The sequence below is a fragment of the Chromobacterium sphagni genome (assembly GCF_001855575.1).
Taxonomy (GTDB): Bacteria; Pseudomonadota; Gammaproteobacteria; order Burkholderiales; family Chromobacteriaceae; genus Chromobacterium; species Chromobacterium sphagni.
In genome coordinates, this window is sequence record NZ_MKCS01000001.1 from 2,459,729 (window position 1) to 2,475,611 (window position 15,883).

Consider the following 15,883-nt stretch of genomic DNA (forward strand, 5'->3'; position numbering starts at 1 on the left):
CGCCGTTACAGCGATTCCTGTCTGGACTATCTGAAGAGCGCCGAATCGGCGCTCTTTTCGTTGGGAAACCGGCAATTGTTTGGCTATGCGCAAAATCGAATATCCGCAAACGGATTAACATGGTGGCGAATCAAGCGAATCAGCGGGTAGGCAATGCAAAAGCCTTGATTTTAATAAGGGCATGTGGCCTGCGATGTAATCGATTCGCTACAAAGGTTTGATGGCGCCGCCATCGTTTTGCGGCGGGGAATGGGATTTTCTCCGCATATTCATTCACTTTCGCAAACATGGCGCTGGAAATAAACCGCGCGGCGCCCGGCAATTTCATTTGGTTCTGGAGAGACAACATGGCTGTTAGCAATCAGATCGAGCTGGACGCGCTGGTGGCGCGTGTCAAAAAGGCGCAGACGGCGTTCGCGCAGTTCAGCCAGGAGCAGGTCGACCATATCTTCCGCTGCGCCGCGCTGGCCGCCGCCGACGCCCGCATCCCGCTGGCGCGGATGGCGGTGGCCGAAACCGGCATGGGGGTGATGGAGGACAAGGTGATCAAGAACCACTTCGCCTCCGAGTACATCTACAACAAGTACAAGGACGAGAAGACCTGCGGCGTGCTGTCCGAGGACGACACCTTCGGCACCCTCACCATCGCCGAGCCGATCGGCGTGCTGTGCGGCATCGTGCCGACCACCAACCCGACCTCCACCGCCATCTTCAAGGCGCTGATCTCGCTGAAGACCCGCAACGGCATCATCTTCTCGCCGCACCCGCGCGCGCGCCGCTCCACCTGCGAAGCCGCCCGCCTGGTGCTGGACGCCGCGGTGGCCGCCGGCGCGCCGCAGGACATCATAGGCTGGATAGACGAGCCGTCGGTGGCGCTGTCCAACCAGCTGATGCACCACCCGGACGTCAACCTGATCCTGGCCACCGGCGGTCCGGGCATGGTCAAGGCCGCTTACTCCTCCGGCAAGCCCGCCATCGGCGTCGGCGCCGGCAATACCCCGGCGGTGATAGACGAAACCGCCGACATCAAGCGCGCCGTCGCCTCCATTCTGATGTCCAAGACTTTCGACAACGGCGTGGTGTGCGCGTCCGAGCAGTCGGTGATCATCGTCGATGAAATCTACGACGCGGTGCGCGAGCGCTTCTCCAAGCATGGCGGCTACATCCTGAAGGGGAGCGAGGTCGAGGCGGTGCGCAAGGTGATCCTGCAGGACGGCAGCCTGAACGCCGCCATCGTTGGCCAGAGCGCGGCCAAAATCGCCGCGATGGCGGGCATCGACGTGCCGCCGACCACCAAGGTGCTGATAGGCGAGGTGAGCGAGGTATCAGAGAAGGAAGCCTTCGCCCACGAAAAACTGTCGCCGACGCTGGCGATGTACCGGGCGAAGGATTTTATCGACGCCTGCGACAAGGCCGAGGCGCTGGTGACCATGGGCGGCATAGGCCACACCTCGGCGCTGTACACCGACCAGGATCTGCAGGAAGAACGCGTGCGTTACTTCGGCAACCGGATGAAGACAGCTCGCATCCTGATCAACACCCCGTCGTCCCAGGGCGGCATCGGCGATCTGTACAACTTCAGCCTGGCGCCGTCGCTGACCTTGGGCTGCGGCTCCTGGGGCGGCAACTCCATCTCCGAGAATGTCGGCCCCAAACACCTGATCAACAAGAAAACCGTCGCCAAGAGGGCTGAAAACATGCTGTGGCACAAGCTGCCCAAGTCCATCTACTTCCGCCGCGGCTGCCTGCCGGTGGCGCTGGAAGACCTGGCCGGTAGGAAGCGCTGCCTGATCGTCACCGGCCAGTACTTGTTCGAGCACGGCTTCGTCGACGAGCCGATCCGCCTGCTGAAGAAGATGGGCCTGGAAGTGGAAACCTTCTTCGAAGTGCCGGCCGACCCGACGCTGGCGGTGGTGCGCAAGGGCGCCGACCTGGCCCACGCTTTCAAGCCGGATGTGATCATGGCGATAGGCGGCGGCTCGCCGATGGACGCGGCCAAGATCATGTGGGTGATGTACGAGCATCCGGAGGTCCACTTTGCCGATCTGGCGCTGCGCTTCATGGACATCCGCAAGCGCATCTACCAATTCCCGAAACTGGGGCAGAAGGCGATGATGGTGGCGGTGCCGACCACCTCGGGCACCGGCTCGGAAGTGACGCCGTTCGCGGTGGTCACCGACGAAGTGACCGGCGTGAAATATCCGATCGCCGACTACGAGCTGACGCCGAACATGGCCATCGTCGACGCCAATCTGGTGATGGACATGCCCAAGTCGCTGACCGCCTTCGGCGGCATCGACGCCGTCACCCACGCGCTGGAAGCCTATGTGTCGGTGATGGCCAACGAATACTCCGATCCGCAGGCCTTGCAAGCCTTGAAGATGCTGAAGGACTACCTGCCGTCGTCGTACCGCAACGGCGCGGGAGACCCGAAGGCGCGCGAACAGGTGCACAACGCCGCCACCATCGCCGGCATCGCCTTCGCCAACGCCTTCCTCGGCGTCTGCCATTCGATGGCGCACAAGATCGGCGCCGAGTTCGGCCTGGCGCACGGCCTGGCCAACGCGCTACTGATCAGCAATGTGATCCGCTACAACGCCGCCGACGTGCCGACCAAGCAGACCGCCTTCAGCCAGTACGACCGCCCCAAGAGCGTGGCGCGCTACGCCGAGATCGCCCGCCACCTGGGCCTGGAAGCCAATAGCGACCACGCCCGCGTCGAGAAGCTGATCGAATGGGTGGACGAGATGAAGAGGACGCTGGCCATCCCGGCGTCGATCCAGGCCGCCGGCGTGGCGGAGGCGGATTTCCTCGCCAAGTTGGACGCGCTGGCCGAGGCGGCCTTCGACGACCAGTGCACCGGCGCCAATCCGCGCTACCCGCTGATCAGCGAATTGAAGCAGTTGCTGCTGGACAGCTATTACGGCCGCGCCTACCGCGAAGCCTGGGAGCGCGAGGAAGAGGTGGAAGAGAAAGTCGCTAAAGGCAAGGGCAAGCTCAAGACGGCCTGATCCCGGCCTGGCATGCCGCAGCGCAACCCGGAGCCTGGCTCCGGGTTTTTTTACGGCCTGGAGCCGCGCCGGGCAGGAGGCGACTGCGGCGCATCATGGCTGATATGGGTTTGTTTTATGAAATTTGAATGCTAGTTGATTCATTTTAATTTTAATAAAGTGCTCAAATATTCATATCGATATGAATCTATGTAAAATGCTTTGTCATTCCGGCGCAACAGCACAAGCAATAGCCGGAAGTTCAACGTTTACACAAGGAGCACTATATGTCGGGAGAGCAACAGACCCTGCACCGGGGGCTGGAGGAGAGGCATATCAATCTGATGGCGCTGGGGGCAACCATAGGTGTCGGCCTGTTCCTCGGTTCCGCCACCGCCATCAAGATGGCGGGGCCGGCCATCATGCTGGCCTACGGCATAGGCGGTCTGGCCATCTTCATGATCATGCGCGCGCTGGGCGAAATGGCCATCCACAATCCGGTAGCCGGCTCGTTCAGCCGCTACGCGCAAGACTATCTGGGGCCGCTGGCCGGCTACCTCACCGGCTGGAACTACTGGTTTCTGTGGCTGGTGACCTGCATGGCGGAGATCACCGCGGTCGGCGTCTACATGGGCATCTGGTTCCCGGATGTGCCGTCCTGGTACTGGGTGCTGGCGGCGATGCTGGCGATGGGCGGCGTCAACCTGATCGCGGTAAAGGCCTACGGCGAGTTCGAGTTCTGGTTCGCGCTGATCAAGATCGTCACCATCGTATTGATGATAGCCGGCGGCTTCGCCATGATCGCCTTCGGTTTCGGCAACCACGGCGTGGCCACCGGCATTTCCAATCTGTGGGCGCACGGCGGTTTCATGCCGCACGGCTTCACCGGCGTGCTGATGTCCTTGCAGATGGTGATGTTCGCCTACCTGGGCGTGGAAATGCTGGGCCTGACCGCCGGCGAGGCCAAGAATCCGAAAAAGGCGCTGGCGCGCGCGGTGGATTCGGTGTTCTGGCGCATCCTGATCTTCTACATCGGCGCGCTGTTCGTGATCCTGGCCATCTATCCGTGGAACGAGCTGGGCACCCGCGGCAGTCCCTTCGTGATGACGTTCCAGAGCCTGGGCATCCCGGCAGCCGCCGGCATCATCAACTTCGTGGTGCTGACCGCCGCCTTGTCTTCGTGCAATAGCGGCATCTACAGCACCGGCCGCATGCTGTTCAACCTGGCGGAGCAGAAGCAGGCGCTGCCGCTGTTCGCCCGCGTGTCGAAAAACGGCGTGCCGGTGCCGGCGCTGCTGTTGTCTATCGCCGCGTTGCTGGTGGGCGTGCTGCTCAACTACCTGGCGCCCAAGGAGGTGTTCACCTGGCTGACCGCCATCTCCACTTTCGGCGCGGTGTGGACCTGGCTGATCATCCTGTTGGCGCAGCTGCGTTTCCGCCGCATGCTGTCGCCGGCGCAACTGGCGGCGATCAGCCACCGCATGCCGCTGTGGCCGTACGGTTCCTATCTGACGCTGGGCTTCCTGGCGCTGGTCATCGGCCTGATGGCCTACTTCCCCGACACCCGGGTGGCGTTGATGGTCGGCCCGGGCTGGCTGGTGTTCCTGGTGGCGGCGTACTACCTGCTGGGCTACCACAAGCGCGATGCCGCCGGGCAACTGGCGCGGCAGGGCCGCTGAGCGCCGCGGGGCCGATCCCGGCCTGTTCCCGCCGGGAGTAGGCTTTTTTCATTTCGGCGGCCGGTTCATGGCAGGCCGGCGCGCCCGCGCAGGAAGGCTATCAGCGCGCGCAACTTGGCCGGCGGCTGGCGGTGGTGTGGGTAGTAGAGATGGAAGGCCTCCGCCGGCGGCATGAAAGCGTCCAGCACCGCTTGCAGGCGGCCGGCGGCTATCTGAGGCCGAGCCAGGGGCTCGGCCAGATAGGCGAGGCCCGCGCCGCCCATTGCGGCATGCAGGATGGCCATATTGTCGTTGGCGATCAGCGGTCCGCTCAGCGCCAGCTGCAAGGGCTGGCCGTCCTGGACAAACTGCCAGCGGTATTGCTGGCCGTTGCCGCCGAAACGGTAGCCGATGCAGGCGTGGCGGGCCAGATCATCCGGCCGGGCGGGCGCGCCGCGCCGAGCCAGATAATCGGGAGAGGCCGCTACGATGAAGCGCAGCGGCTGGCTGATCTGCAGCGCGCGCATGCCAGGCTGCAGCGTTTCGCCGAAGCGTATGCCGGCGTCGAAACGCTGGGCGACGATGTCCACCAGGCCATTGTTGACGTCCAGTTCCAGTGTCAATTGCGGGTGGCTCGCCAGGAAGTCGGCCAGCAGCGGGTAGAACAACAGTTGGGCCGCGCTGTGCGGCAGTGTCAGCCGCAGCAGTCCGGCCGGTTGACCCTGCGACTGGCGGGCCTCTTCCAGCGCCGCGCCGATCTCGTCCAGCGCCGGGGACAGCCTGGCGAGCAACGCCTCGCCGGCTTCGGTCAGCGTGACCTGGCGGGTGGTGCGGGTGAGCAGGCGCACGCCCAGCGAGTCTTCCAGCTGGCGCATGCTCTGGCTCAGTGCCGAGGCGCTGACGCCCAGTTCGGCGCCGGCGCGGGTGAAGCTCTTGTGGCGGGCGATCCGGCTGAAGGCCGCCAGCGCGTCATGTTGCGTGCGCGACACTGTGAAGTCCCACTAAATAATGTTTGTCATTTTCGGTCATTTATCCGCACATTGCCATCGCCTATGCTGACGCTACTTCAACCGACAGGAGTCTTGGCAATGCAAAAACGCACACTGGGCCGCAACGGCCCGCAAGTTGCCGCGCTGGGTCTGGGCTGCATGGGCATGAGCGCTTTCTACGGCCCGCACGACGACGCCGAATCGCTGGCCACGCTGGATGCGGCGCTGGACCTGGGCGTCAATTTGTTGGATACCGCCGACATGTACGGCCCCTACACCAATGAAGAACTGTTGGCCAAAGTGCTGGCGCGTCGCCGCGGCGAAGTGGTGCTGGCAACCAAGTTCGGCATCGTGATGGACCCGGCCGATCCGGCGCGGCGGGGCGTCAACGGCCGTCCCGACTATGTGCGCTCCAGCTGCGAAGGCAGTCTGCGGCGGCTGGGCGTGGAGCATATCGACCTCTACTACCTGCACCGGGTCGATGCGGCGGTGCCGATCGAGGAGACCGTGGGCGCGATGGCCGAACTGGTGCGCCAAGGCAAGGTGCGCTACCTGGGCCTGTCCGAGGCGTCGGCGGCCACGCTGCGCCGCGCGGCGGCGGTGCATCCGATCCACGCGCTGCAAAGCGAATATTCGCTGTGGACGCGTGATCCGGAAGACGGCGTGTTGGCGGCCTGCCGCGAACTGGGCACCAGCCTGGTGGCCTACAGCCCGCTGGGCCGCGGCTTCCTCACCGGCGCGATCAAGAGCCCGGACGATTTCGCGCCGGACGACTTCCGCCGCGGCAATCCGCGTTTCCAGGGCGAAAATTTCCAGCGCAATCTGCAACTGGTCGAACGGGTGAAGGAGTTGGCGGCGGCCAAGGGCTGCAGCCCGGCGCAACTGGCGCTGGCCTGGGTGCTGGCGCAGGGCGAGGATATCGTCGCCATCCCCGGCGCGCGCAAGCAGGCCAATCTGCACGACAACCTGGGCGCGCTGAATGTCGTGTTGAGCCAGGAGGAATCCGCCAGGCTGGCGGCGCTGTTCGCCGGCGGCCAGGTCAGCGGCCTGCGCTACGCGGCCGAGGCGATGCCCTTGCTCAACCGTTAAGCCAGGCGCGCGTTGGTGGTTCCGCCTGAGCGCAAGCGGGTGCTCCGGCTTGCCAGCGGCTGGCGGCGCTCAGCGGCCCGGCAGCCTGGGCAACTCGTGCATGGGGATGGCGCGCGGCTTGCCGGTGGCGGGGTCGAAGCGCGGCAGCGGCTGGTAGCGGTCCCACGGCGCGCGCGGCGTCTGGCCCGGCAGCGCCGGGGATTGCACTTTGTCCAGCCGCTGCAGCATTTCCTGTTGTTGGCGCGGGGAGAGCGCGGCCGGGCTGTCTAGATTGGGCAACGGCATGGCTGGTTTGGTTTGCAGCGGCTTGGCCGGGGCCTCCATGCTGATGCGGGGCGCGGCCGCCGGTTTGGCCGGCAGCGCGAAATCGTAGGAGGGCAGGGGTTTGGCTGCCAGCTGCGCGCTACAAAGCGCCAGCGGCAGCAGGAAAAGGCGAAGGCGCATATCGGTTCCTGCTATGCCGGTCCGCCTGTGGACGGCCGGATGTTGGTTCTTGGGGGAAACGCTGGCTGGCGCGGCGAGCGGATCGCTCCGCGTGGCTGGCATGGATGCTGGCGCGGATGGAACATTGCGCGCAAACATCTGAAGGAAGTGGATATTTTATCCAATATGCGGGGGGAAGGGCAAGAAGACTGGCCGCAAGCGGCGTTGCGGCGATGCCACGGCGCATGGTTTTTCATGCGCAAGGCATCGCCGACGTCATGCACAGCGGTGGCTATCTGCTATGGTGTCTGCGTTTCGCGGGCCGACAATCCCGTCGGCGCGGCGATTGAGGCTGTCTGAGCGGGCGCCGTTTCATTCCATCCGACTTCCATGTCAAATCAAACCATACAAAGCATACAAAGCATTCTGGATTTCAAGGCAACTTTGCTCAGCACCACCGGCTACACGGCGATGCTGACCGGGGTGGTGGCGCTGTTCTGGTTTTACAACCGCAAGGAGCGCGCGCTGCTCACGCTGGGAATCGGCGGAGCCATTGCCGCGGGCGGAACCCTGCTGGCGTACCTGCCGCCATTGCTGGCGCCCTGGCCGATGCTGGTGTTGGATACCTTGCTGCTGCTGCTGTTCCATCCGCTGGCGCTGATCGCCACGCAACAGATGTTTGGCCGGCCTTGCAGCTGGCCTTTCACGGCCTTGTCGGTGGCGGTGGTGATGCTGGCCTTCGTCTACTGGGGGGGAATGGATGGCTATGGCCGCCGGGTGATGGTCACTTCGGGCGCGCATCTGCTGTACTGGATCATGGTCATCCGGCTGTTGTGGCGGCAGCGGCGCCAGGCCACGCCCGCCGGCCACAGGCTGGCCTTGGGGTTGGCGGCGGCGATCACGGCGATTGCCGCTTGCCGCTGGAGCGTGGCCTGGTATGCCGGGGACCCGGGTTTTGGCCAACGTTGCGCGATGTTCAATCTCTTCACTTCGCTGGGCCTGTTCTGGACCACCTTCTGCTTCAGCCTCAGCATGCTGTTCATCAGTTATGAGCGGCTGCTGCTGCAGGTCAAGCTGCAGGCGCAGCAAGACGGCCTGACCCGGTTGTACAACCACCGCACCTTCCATGAAAAGGCCGAAGGCCTGTTTATGCGCGCGCATGCCAGGCGGGAGCCATTGGCGCTGCTGCTGATCGATCTGGATCATTTCAAGCGCATCAACGATTGCCACGGCCATCAGGCCGGCGACGAGGTGCTGCGCCAACTGGCCGATTGCCTGCGCGGCGAGACCCGCCACGGCGATCTGCTGGGCCGGCATGGCGGCGAGGAATTCGTGGCGCTGCTGCCGCAGACCGCGCGTATCGAGGCCTACAATATGGCCGACCGCTTGCGGCGCGCCATCGCCAATCTCAAGCCGGTGGTGGGCGCCTGCCCGCTGTCGATCAGTGCCAGCATAGGCGTGGCCAGCCTGCGCGCCGACGAGCACGCCAACCTGGCCAGCCTGTTCCTGGAGGCGGACGTGCTGCTCTACCAGGCCAAGCACAAGGGGCGCAACCGCGTCGAAATGGAGCGCGAAGCGGCGGCGGGCTAGCCTGCGCGCGCGGTTTCGGCCTCGAGGTGGGCATCGCGCAGGTAGACCGGCAGGTCGGTCGCCGGCGGCGCGGCCGGCACCTGGTACAGCAGGTCGGCGACGAAGCCGCGGTGGTAGTTCTTGTGGTTGACGATGTGCAACAGGATATCGCCACGGCGCATGCTGCCGCGGCCGCCGTCGACAAAGGCGAAATCCACGACTTGGTCGTGGGCCGCCGCGTCCAGGCTGTCGGCATAGTTGACGTACCACTGGTCCAGTTGGCTCTGGTCCTGGCTCAGTTCGTCTAGGCCGGGGATGCGTTCGGTGCTGCGGCTGGCGTAGCCGTGCGGGCGCGCCAGCAGATGGCCCTGCCAGATGCGGTCCACCACCAGATTGTGGTTGAGCGTGCCGAGGATGCTGCCGAATAGGGTGGCGCGCGGTTTGAGCAGTTCGGTTTCCGGCAGCGATGACAGCGAGGCCAGCAGGCGCTGATTGGCCCAGGCGCTATAGCGGACCAGCATGCGTATATTGCGTAGCGGCATGGCTCAGGGGGCTTCCGTGAATGACTGGTCAAGCATATAGACAAAGCTGGCCGCCATCAATTCCATCGGCATGGCGTGGCGCTTCAGCCTCCCAGCCGGTAGCGCGCCAGGATGCGCGGGTAGTCGCCGCTTTGGCGCAGTTGCCGCAGCGCCTGGTTGAAGCGGTCGCGCAGCGTCTTATCGCGGAAGGCTGCGGGAAAAGCGGTGTTCTGGGGAAAGATGTCGTAATACGTCACTGCCGCATCGGTGGGCAGGCTGCTGGCCAGCTTGTCGCGGAACCAGCTGAATACCGTGCGGTCGATGATCAGCAGTTCCACCCGGTTGGCCCAGAACATCCGGCACTGGTTTTCCTGGCTGGCCGTCTCGTGATAGTTGTAGCGGAAGCGGCCGGACGGGTCGGGTTGGTAGATGGCCTGGAAGGTGGGGCCGAGATCGCGCCAGCCGTGTTGCCAGATGGCGAAGCTGTGTCCGCTCAGATCCAGCTGCGAGCGAATGTCCAGCCGCCGGTCCTGCTTGCCGATGGCGACATTGTGGTATTCGATGAAGTTGTCCGAGTAATACAGGCCCTTTTCGTCGGCGCCGTGTTCGTGCACCGCCGAGGCGATGTCGGCCTGGCCGCCGGCAACGGCCAGCAGCAGCCGCGAGTTGGGGACGATCGCGGTCTTCATCGCATAGCCCAGCCGCTGCAGCGCCGCCCGCATCAGGTCCACCTCGATGCCGGTGTCGCCCAACTTGGCGTCATGAAAGGAAAAAGGCGGTCGGCCGGAGGAGAAAACCACGCGAAGCACGCGGTCTGATGCCTGCGCGTCTTGGCAGGCCAGCAGCCCGCTGAGCAAGATTGCCGGCCAACCGCGGGTGGTAGTGTGGGCGAGCGGTTTCATTGACTGGACGATGCGTCGCGCGATTGCTGGACCAGTTGCTGGTAACGGCCGCTGCGATGCAGCGCGGCCAGGCCCTGGTTGAATTGCCGGATCAGCTGGCTGGCGTCGGGCCGGCGGCGGCTGACGATCAGGTAAAGCGCGCTGATCTGCTGTCTGCCCACGCTGGCGATGACGAAGGGCGAGCGCTCACCGTACAACTGGCGGATGGTGAAAGAGGCGACGAAGTCGTTGCACGACACCATGTCCACTATATTGCTGTTCAGCATTTTCAGGCAGTTGTCCAGCGTGGGCGGGCGCTCCAGCCGCCACTGGTATTTGCGGGCGTCGGCGGCTATGTAAGCGGTGGTCCAGCCCAGCGGCAAGCATAGCCGCTTGCCCCGCCAGCGGCCTTTCGCCGCATCTTCGTCGCCTTGGCGGACAATGTAGGAAAAATGGTCCAGATGCAACGGGGTGGAAAACAGGAACTGCTTTTCGCGGTTGGCATCGCGGGCGTAGGGAAAGCTGGCGGCGAAGCGATTCTGTTCCGTTTCCGAATAGCCGCGTTTCCACGGCAGGAACGCTATCCTGGGCGCGGCCATTCCCGCCGCGAGGAAGGCTTCGCGCACGATGGCCGCGCTGATGCCGCCCTGCGGCAGTTTTTCGCTGGAGTAGGGCGGAAATTCGCCGCTCGCCAGCGTCAGCGCGCCGCCATTCGTTTCGGCAAGGCCGTAGCGGGCGGCGCAGCAGGCGAGCAGCGCGGCGCAGGCGATCTTCAGGGTGTTGCTCATCCAGGCGGGCCCAAGTCGGTGTGTCTTGATTATCGACCAAGCCCGAGGCAAGGCAAGCCTGCGGCTAGCCGGTGTTTGGCGCTGGTTTCCGGCTCCTGGCCGGTTTGCGCGGCGCGATGGCCGGCTCGCCTTTCTTGATATGGCCCAGCCGGCGGCGGATGTTGTCGCTGTCTAGCCAGATGTCCTCGCCCTTCAGGATGTGGTCCAGCTCCTCGTCGGTGAGGAAGGGGCGGCAGATGTGGCGCATCACCTTTTCAAACCATTTGCCGCTGGCCAATACCTGCGCCTGCTGCTCGTTGCCCTTGCCTATCAGCGCGGACGAGTAGTTGTGGAACATCAGCTGGCAGGTGTCGTGCACGATCAGCTCGTCGCCGGCCAGGAAGATCAGCGCGCCCATGGAATAGGCGCGCGCTTCCAGGATAGTGACGACGTGGGCTTGGCTGGCGGTCATGTTGTTGATGATCTGCAGGCCGGTGTCGAAGTTGCCGCCCGGCGTGTTCAGGTGCAGGAACACGATGTCGGTGGCGCTGGCGGTGCGCAGCGTGTACAGCAGGTCGGTGTAGTGGATGGCCGCGCCTATCTCGTCGGACAGGTAGAACGATATCTGTCGCACCGTGCCTTGGCTTTCGTATTGCCGGTACCGCGGCAGCTTATGGCTGTCGTCGTCCTCTGGATCGGGATGCGGGCGGGTCATGGCGTCTCCTCTTCGCTTCTCCGCGCGGCTTCTTCCACTTTAGCCCTGTTGCGGGGGGCTTGCCTTGCATTGGAGCAAGCCGTCCGCTTGAGGTGAACACTGTTTGATCGGGAGTTTTGTGTCCGCTTCGCGGACAATGGTTTAGATGCCGGTTCCGCCCGGCGAACGGACGAGGGGGCTGCGCGGCCAGCCCCCTCGCGACCCCAGGCCGCCCCTCATCGCGCGAAATCCCGCCAAAAAAGCGCCGGACGAGGCGCCGCCGGAACTAGCCGCGCGCTAGCGTCGCGCGGCGTCGAACAGCCGGCGTCTTAAAACCTCGTCCGACGCTTCTTTGCCGGCGCGCGCTGAAGGGGAAAAGGGTTTGTCGCAAATGTTCAGCCAAAGCGGGAAGCTTTTAGTAGAAGTTTTGTCATGACCTTCAGGCTGAAAAATTCGCAGAGTTCACCAAAATTTAGAGTCGAATCGATGTGCCCCTATCCCCGTCAGCGCAAGCTGGCTTCAAAGCCATTTTCAAGGTTTTAAGACGCCGGTTGTTCGACGCCGCGCGACGGTAGCGCGCGGCTAGTTCCGGCGGCTCCTTGAAAATGGCTTTGAGGACGGGGTTTCGCAGCGCTGTCGGGGCGGCCTGGGGTTGTGAGGGGGCTGGCCGCGCAGCCCCCTCACCCGTCTGCCGGGCGGAACCGGCATTTAACATTATCCGCGAAGCGGATACCTGCTTTGATTAAAATGAAACGGCCAACCGGCAGGTTGGCCGTTTGCTGCTTGAGGAAGGAGATTACATGCTCAACTCCTTCAACACCTCCTTCACCTTCACGATCCGCTGCGCCACTTCCGGCAGCGCCTGCTCCACCCGCAGCTTGTCCTGGCCGGCCAAGCGGTAGTTCTTCTTGCTCTGGATCAGCAGGATGATCTTCACCGGGTCTAGCGGCGGGTTCTTGATGAAGGTGATCTGCACTGCCACCTCGCTGGCGTCCAGCTTCTGCACGCCCAGCTCCTTGGCGACGAGCCGCAGCCGGTGGCTCTCGATCAGCGTCTTCACGCTCTGCGGCGGCAGGCCGAAGCGGTCTATCAGCTCCTCGTGGATGGAGTCGATCTCGCCCTCCGCCTCGCAACTGGCCAGGCGCTTGTAGATCAGCAGCCGTTCATGCACGTCCGGGCAATAGGCATCCGGCAGCAAGGCCGGGCTGTGCAGATTGATTTCGGTGGTGACGCCCAGCGGCGCGTCCAGGTCGGGTGCGCGGCCCTTTTTCAGGTCGCGCACCGCCTGCTTCAGCATCTCGGTGAACAGCGAGAAACCCACTTCCTGCATCTCGCCCGACTGGCCCTCGCCCAGCACTTCGCCGGCGCCGCGGATTTCCAGGTCGTGCATCGCCAGATAAAAACCGGCGCCCAGCTCGCCGGACAGCTGGATCGCCTCCAGCCGCTTCTGCGCGTCGCGGGTCATGCCGTCCGGCGTCAACAGATAAGCGTAAGCCTGGTGGTGCGAGCGGCCGACGCGGCCGCGCAGCTGGTGCAGCTGGGCCAGGCCGAATTTGTCGGCGCGGTTGATCAGGATGGTGTTGGCGTTGGGGATGTCGATGCCGGTTTCGATGATGGTGGAGCACAGCAGCAGGTTGAAGCGCTGCTGCAGGAAGTCGCGCATCACCTGTTCCAGCTCGCGCTCGCGCAACTGGCCGTGGGCCACGCCTATGCGCGCTTCCGGGATCAGCTCGGTCAGCTTCTCGCGCATGTTCTCTATAGTGTCGACTTCGTTGTGCAGGAAGAACACCTGGCCGCCGCGCTTCAGTTCCCGCAGCACCGCTTCGCGGATCACGCCGTTGCTCAAGGGACTGACGAAGGTTTTCACCGCTAGCCGGCGCGAGGGCGCGGTGGTGATGGCGGAGAAGTCGCGCAGGCCTTCCAGCGCCATCGACAGCGTGCGCGGAATCGGCGTGGCGGTGAGGGTCAGCACGTCGACGTTGGCGCGCAGGCGCTTGAGCTGCTCCTTCTGCCGCACGCCGAAGCGGTGTTCCTCGTCGATGATGACCAAGCCCAGGTTCTTGAACTGGATGTCAGGCTGCACCAGCTTGTGGGTGCCGATGACGATGTCGACGCTGCCTTCCGCCAGGCCCTGCAGCGCCTGCTTGGTTTCCTTGCCACTTTTGAAGCGCGACAGCTCGGCGATGCGCACCGGCCAGTCGGCGAAGCGGTCGGAGAAGTTCTGGAAGTGCTGTTCTGCCAACAGGGTGGTGGGCACCAGCACCGCCACTTGCTTGCCGCCCATCACCGCGACGAAGGCGGCGCGCAGCGCCACTTCGGTCTTGCCGAAGCCGACGTCGCCGCATACCAGCCGGTCCATGGGTTTTCCGGAGCACATGTCCTGGATCACCGCCTCGATGGCGCTGGCCTGGTCCACGGTTTCCTCGAAGCCGAAGCCGGCGGCGAAGGCGGCGTAGTCGACATGGGACAGCGTGAAGCTGTGGCCCTCGCGCGCGGCGCGCTGGGCGTAGAGGTTGAGCAGCTCGGCGGCGGTGTCGCGCGCCTTCTCCGCCGCCCGCTTCTTGGCCTTTTCCCAGGCCGGGTTGCCCAGCTTGTGTAGCTGGATGTCGTCGGTGGCGCCGCCGGCGTAGCGCGAGATCAGCTGCAATTGCGACACAGGCACGTACAGCGTGGCGCCGTCGGCGTACTCCAGCTGCATCAGCTCGGTTTCGCCCTCGCCCAAGTCCATCGTCACCAGCCCGACGTAGCGGCCGATGCCGTGCGCCTCGTGTACCACCGGGTCGCCGGCCTTGACCTCGGCCAGGTCGCGCAGCATGGCGTCGGAGCTGCTGCGGCTGTGCTTGCGGCGGGTGTGGCTGCGCGCTACGTGCTGGTAGAGCTCGCTTTCGGTCACCACTGCGATGGCCGGGTCCGGCATCGCGAAGCCGGAGTAGAGCGGGGCAACGGTCAGCGCCAGCGCGGTCTGGCCGCCGGCGAAGTCGGCCCAACTGTCCACCGGGGTCGGTTTGATGCCGTTGTCGGCCAGGAAGGCTAGCATGGTTTCGCGCCGGCCCAGGCTTTCCGCCGCCAGCAGGATGCGGCGCTGTCCTTGGGCGATATAGCTTTGCAGACGATGCAGCGGCGTGTCGGAGCGGCGGTCCACCGCCAGGTCGGGCAGGGCCAGGCTGCCGGCGGCGGCGCAGTCGGAGGACAGCTCGATGCGGGCATAGGGCTTGAGCCTGGCCATCAGTTCGTCCGGGCGCAGGAAGAGGTCGGCCGGCGGCAGGATTGGGCGTTCCAGGTCGCCTCGCGCCATATCGTAGCGACCCTGGGCGTCGCGCCAGAAGGTTTCGGCGGCATCCTGCACGTCATGATGCAGCACCAGCAGCGCGTCCTCGCCCAAGTAGTCGAACAGGGTGGCGGTTTCATCGAAGAACAACGGCAGGAAGTATTCGATGCCGGCCGGCCACAGCCCCTGCGACACGTCCTTGTAGACGCGGCTCTTGCTGGGGTCGCCCTCGATGCGCTCGCGGTAGCGCTGGCGGAAGGCGGTGACGCCGCTCTCATCGGCCGGGTATTCGCGCGCCGGCAGCAGGCGAATTTCCGGCACCGGGTACAGCGTGCGCTGGCTGTCGGGGTCGAAGGTCTTCAGGCTGTCGATTTCGGCGTCGAACAGGTCTATCCGGTAAGGCAGGGCCGAGCCCATCGGGTAGAGGTCGACTAGGCCGCCGCGCACCGAGAACTCGCCCGGCGCCATTACCTGGGTGACGTGCTGGTAGCCGGCGGTGACCATGTCGCCGCGCAGCTTTTCCACGTCCAGCTGCTGGCCGGCCTTGAGAAAGAAGGTGCGGCCCAGCAGGTAGCCCACCGGGGCCAGCCGGCCCAGCACGGTGCTGACCGGCGCGATCACCACCTGGCATTCGCGCTGGCGGATCTGCCACAGTGTGGCCAGCCGCTCGCTGACCAGTTCGCCGTGCGGCGAGAAATGGTCGTAGGGCAGGGTTTCCCAGTCGGGGAACAGCGCGATGGATAGCTCGGGCGCGAAGAACGGCAGCTCGGCCTGCAAGCGCTGCGCGGACTGGGCGTCGGCGGTGAGAATCAGCAAGGGCTGGCGCTGGCGCGCCAGCGCGGCGATGGTTTGGCTGTCCAGCCCGTCCGGCAGATGGGCGCTGCGGGTTTTCTGGCCGGGGGGCGGAATGATCGGGAGCGTATCCAACTTGATCTGGCTTTACGAGGTTGTGCTTGTCGCGATTATAACAGTCCGCCAGCCATGCCCATGGGCTTTACCTGGCATCGGACGCTGGCGGGCGGAGGGAATCCCGG

At 64.7% G+C, this 15,883-nt stretch carries 12 protein-coding genes; 5 read left to right on the forward strand and 7 right to left on the reverse strand.

Translation table 11 applies throughout. The annotated features are described in order from the left end of the window. Nucleotides 1-347 precede the first annotated feature (347 nt). Nucleotides 348-3,011 (forward strand): bifunctional acetaldehyde-CoA/alcohol dehydrogenase, encoded by a 2,664-nt coding sequence (gene adhE / locus BI347_RS11625; protein ID WP_071112961.1) that lies wholly within the window; start codon nt 348-350, stop codon nt 3,009-3,011. Nucleotides 3,012-3,277: 266 nt separating this feature from the next. Next, on the forward strand, nt 3,278-4,669 hold the full coding sequence (locus BI347_RS11630) for an amino acid permease (RefSeq protein WP_071115919.1): 1,392 nt from the start codon (nt 3,278-3,280) through the stop codon (nt 4,667-4,669). A 65-nt stretch (nt 4,670-4,734) separates the two neighbouring features. Here BI347_RS11630 and BI347_RS11635 read toward each other — a convergent pair whose 3' ends face one another. After that, nucleotides 4,735-5,637, reverse strand: coding sequence for a LysR family transcriptional regulator (locus tag BI347_RS11635; RefSeq protein ID WP_071112717.1), 903 nt, complete (start codon nt 5,635-5,637; stop codon nt 4,735-4,737). A 99-nt stretch (nt 5,638-5,736) separates the two neighbouring features. Here BI347_RS11635 and BI347_RS11640 point away from each other — a divergent pair, with 99 nt between their 5' ends. Further along, nucleotides 5,737-6,726 carry an aldo/keto reductase gene (locus tag BI347_RS11640; protein ID WP_071112718.1) on the forward strand — a complete coding sequence of 330 codons (990 nt, stop codon included), beginning with the start codon at nt 5,737-5,739 and terminating at the stop codon, nt 6,724-6,726. 69 nt (nt 6,727-6,795) lie between these two features. On the opposite strand, the gene BI347_RS11645 is transcribed toward BI347_RS11640, so the two are convergent. Next, on the reverse strand, nt 6,796-7,170 hold the full coding sequence (locus tag BI347_RS11645; RefSeq protein ID WP_071112719.1) for a hypothetical protein: 375 nt from the start codon (nt 7,168-7,170) through the stop codon (nt 6,796-6,798). Nucleotides 7,171-7,209: 39 nt separating this feature from the next. Here BI347_RS11645 and BI347_RS23575 point away from each other — a divergent pair, with 39 nt between their 5' ends. Together BI347_RS23575 and BI347_RS11650 are read left to right on the forward strand one after the other, a co-directional pair. Further along, entirely contained in the window at nt 7,210-7,509 is a 300-nt protein-coding gene (locus tag BI347_RS23575; RefSeq protein ID WP_139166939.1) for a hypothetical protein, read from the forward strand. Between the two features lie 30 nt (nt 7,510-7,539). After that, nucleotides 7,540-8,739, forward strand: coding sequence for a GGDEF domain-containing protein (locus BI347_RS11650; protein WP_071112720.1), 1,200 nt, complete (start codon nt 7,540-7,542; stop codon nt 8,737-8,739). Here the strand turns inward: BI347_RS11650 and BI347_RS11655 are convergent. The 5 genes from BI347_RS11655 to mfd all read right to left on the reverse strand — a co-directional run bounded on the left by BI347_RS11655 (nt 8,736) and on the right by mfd (nt 15,776). Next, entirely contained in the window at nt 8,736-9,260 is a 525-nt protein-coding gene (locus BI347_RS11655) for a DinB family protein (RefSeq protein ID WP_071112721.1), read from the reverse strand. The two genes, BI347_RS11650 and BI347_RS11655, sit on opposite strands and share 4 nt — an antisense overlap. 83 nt (nt 9,261-9,343) lie before the next feature. Then, on the reverse strand, nt 9,344-10,141 hold the full coding sequence (locus tag BI347_RS11660; RefSeq protein WP_071112722.1) for a substrate-binding periplasmic protein: 798 nt from the start codon (nt 10,139-10,141) through the stop codon (nt 9,344-9,346). Then, complete coding sequence (locus BI347_RS11665; RefSeq protein ID WP_071115920.1) at nt 10,138-10,908, reverse strand: substrate-binding periplasmic protein; 771 nt, start codon at nt 10,906-10,908, stop codon at nt 10,138-10,140. Before BI347_RS11665 ends, BI347_RS11660 begins: the two co-directional genes overlap by 4 nt. 64 nt (nt 10,909-10,972) lie before the next feature. Next, complete coding sequence (locus BI347_RS11670) at nt 10,973-11,602, reverse strand: Clp protease ClpP (RefSeq protein WP_071115921.1); 630 nt, start codon at nt 11,600-11,602, stop codon at nt 10,973-10,975. Between the two features lie 775 nt (nt 11,603-12,377). After that, a complete protein-coding gene (gene mfd / locus BI347_RS11675; protein WP_071115922.1) occupies nt 12,378-15,776 on the reverse strand; it encodes a transcription-repair coupling factor in 3,399 nt (1,132 codons plus the stop codon). Between the last annotated feature and the right edge of the window lie 107 nt (nt 15,777-15,883).

Excerpts from the sequence above, each read along its gene's own strand:
- BI347_RS11650 (WP_071112720.1), top strand. The coding sequence starts at position 7,540 with ATGTCAAATCAAACCATACAAAGCATACAAAGCATTCTGGATTTCAAG.
- BI347_RS11630 (WP_071115919.1), top strand. The coding sequence starts at position 3,278 with ATGTCGGGAGAGCAACAGACCCTGCACCGGGGGCTGGAGGAGAGGCAT.
- adhE (WP_071112961.1), top strand. The coding sequence starts at position 348 with ATGGCTGTTAGCAATCAGATCGAGCTGGACGCGCTGGTGGCGCGTGTC.
- BI347_RS11665 (WP_071115920.1), bottom strand. The coding sequence starts at position 10,908 with ATGAGCAACACCCTGAAGATCGCCTGCGCCGCGCTGCTCGCCTGCTGC.
- BI347_RS11670 (WP_071115921.1), bottom strand. The coding sequence starts at position 11,602 with ATGACCCGCCCGCATCCCGATCCAGAGGACGACGACAGCCATAAGCTG.
- BI347_RS11655 (WP_071112721.1), bottom strand. The coding sequence starts at position 9,260 with ATGCCGCTACGCAATATACGCATGCTGGTCCGCTATAGCGCCTGGGCC.
- BI347_RS11645 (WP_071112719.1), bottom strand. The coding sequence starts at position 7,170 with ATGCGCCTTCGCCTTTTCCTGCTGCCGCTGGCGCTTTGTAGCGCGCAG.
- BI347_RS11660 (WP_071112722.1), bottom strand. The coding sequence starts at position 10,141 with ATGAAACCGCTCGCCCACACTACCACCCGCGGTTGGCCGGCAATCTTG.
- BI347_RS11640 (WP_071112718.1), top strand. The coding sequence starts at position 5,737 with ATGCAAAAACGCACACTGGGCCGCAACGGCCCGCAAGTTGCCGCGCTG.
- BI347_RS23575 (WP_139166939.1), top strand. The coding sequence starts at position 7,210 with ATGTTGGTTCTTGGGGGAAACGCTGGCTGGCGCGGCGAGCGGATCGCT.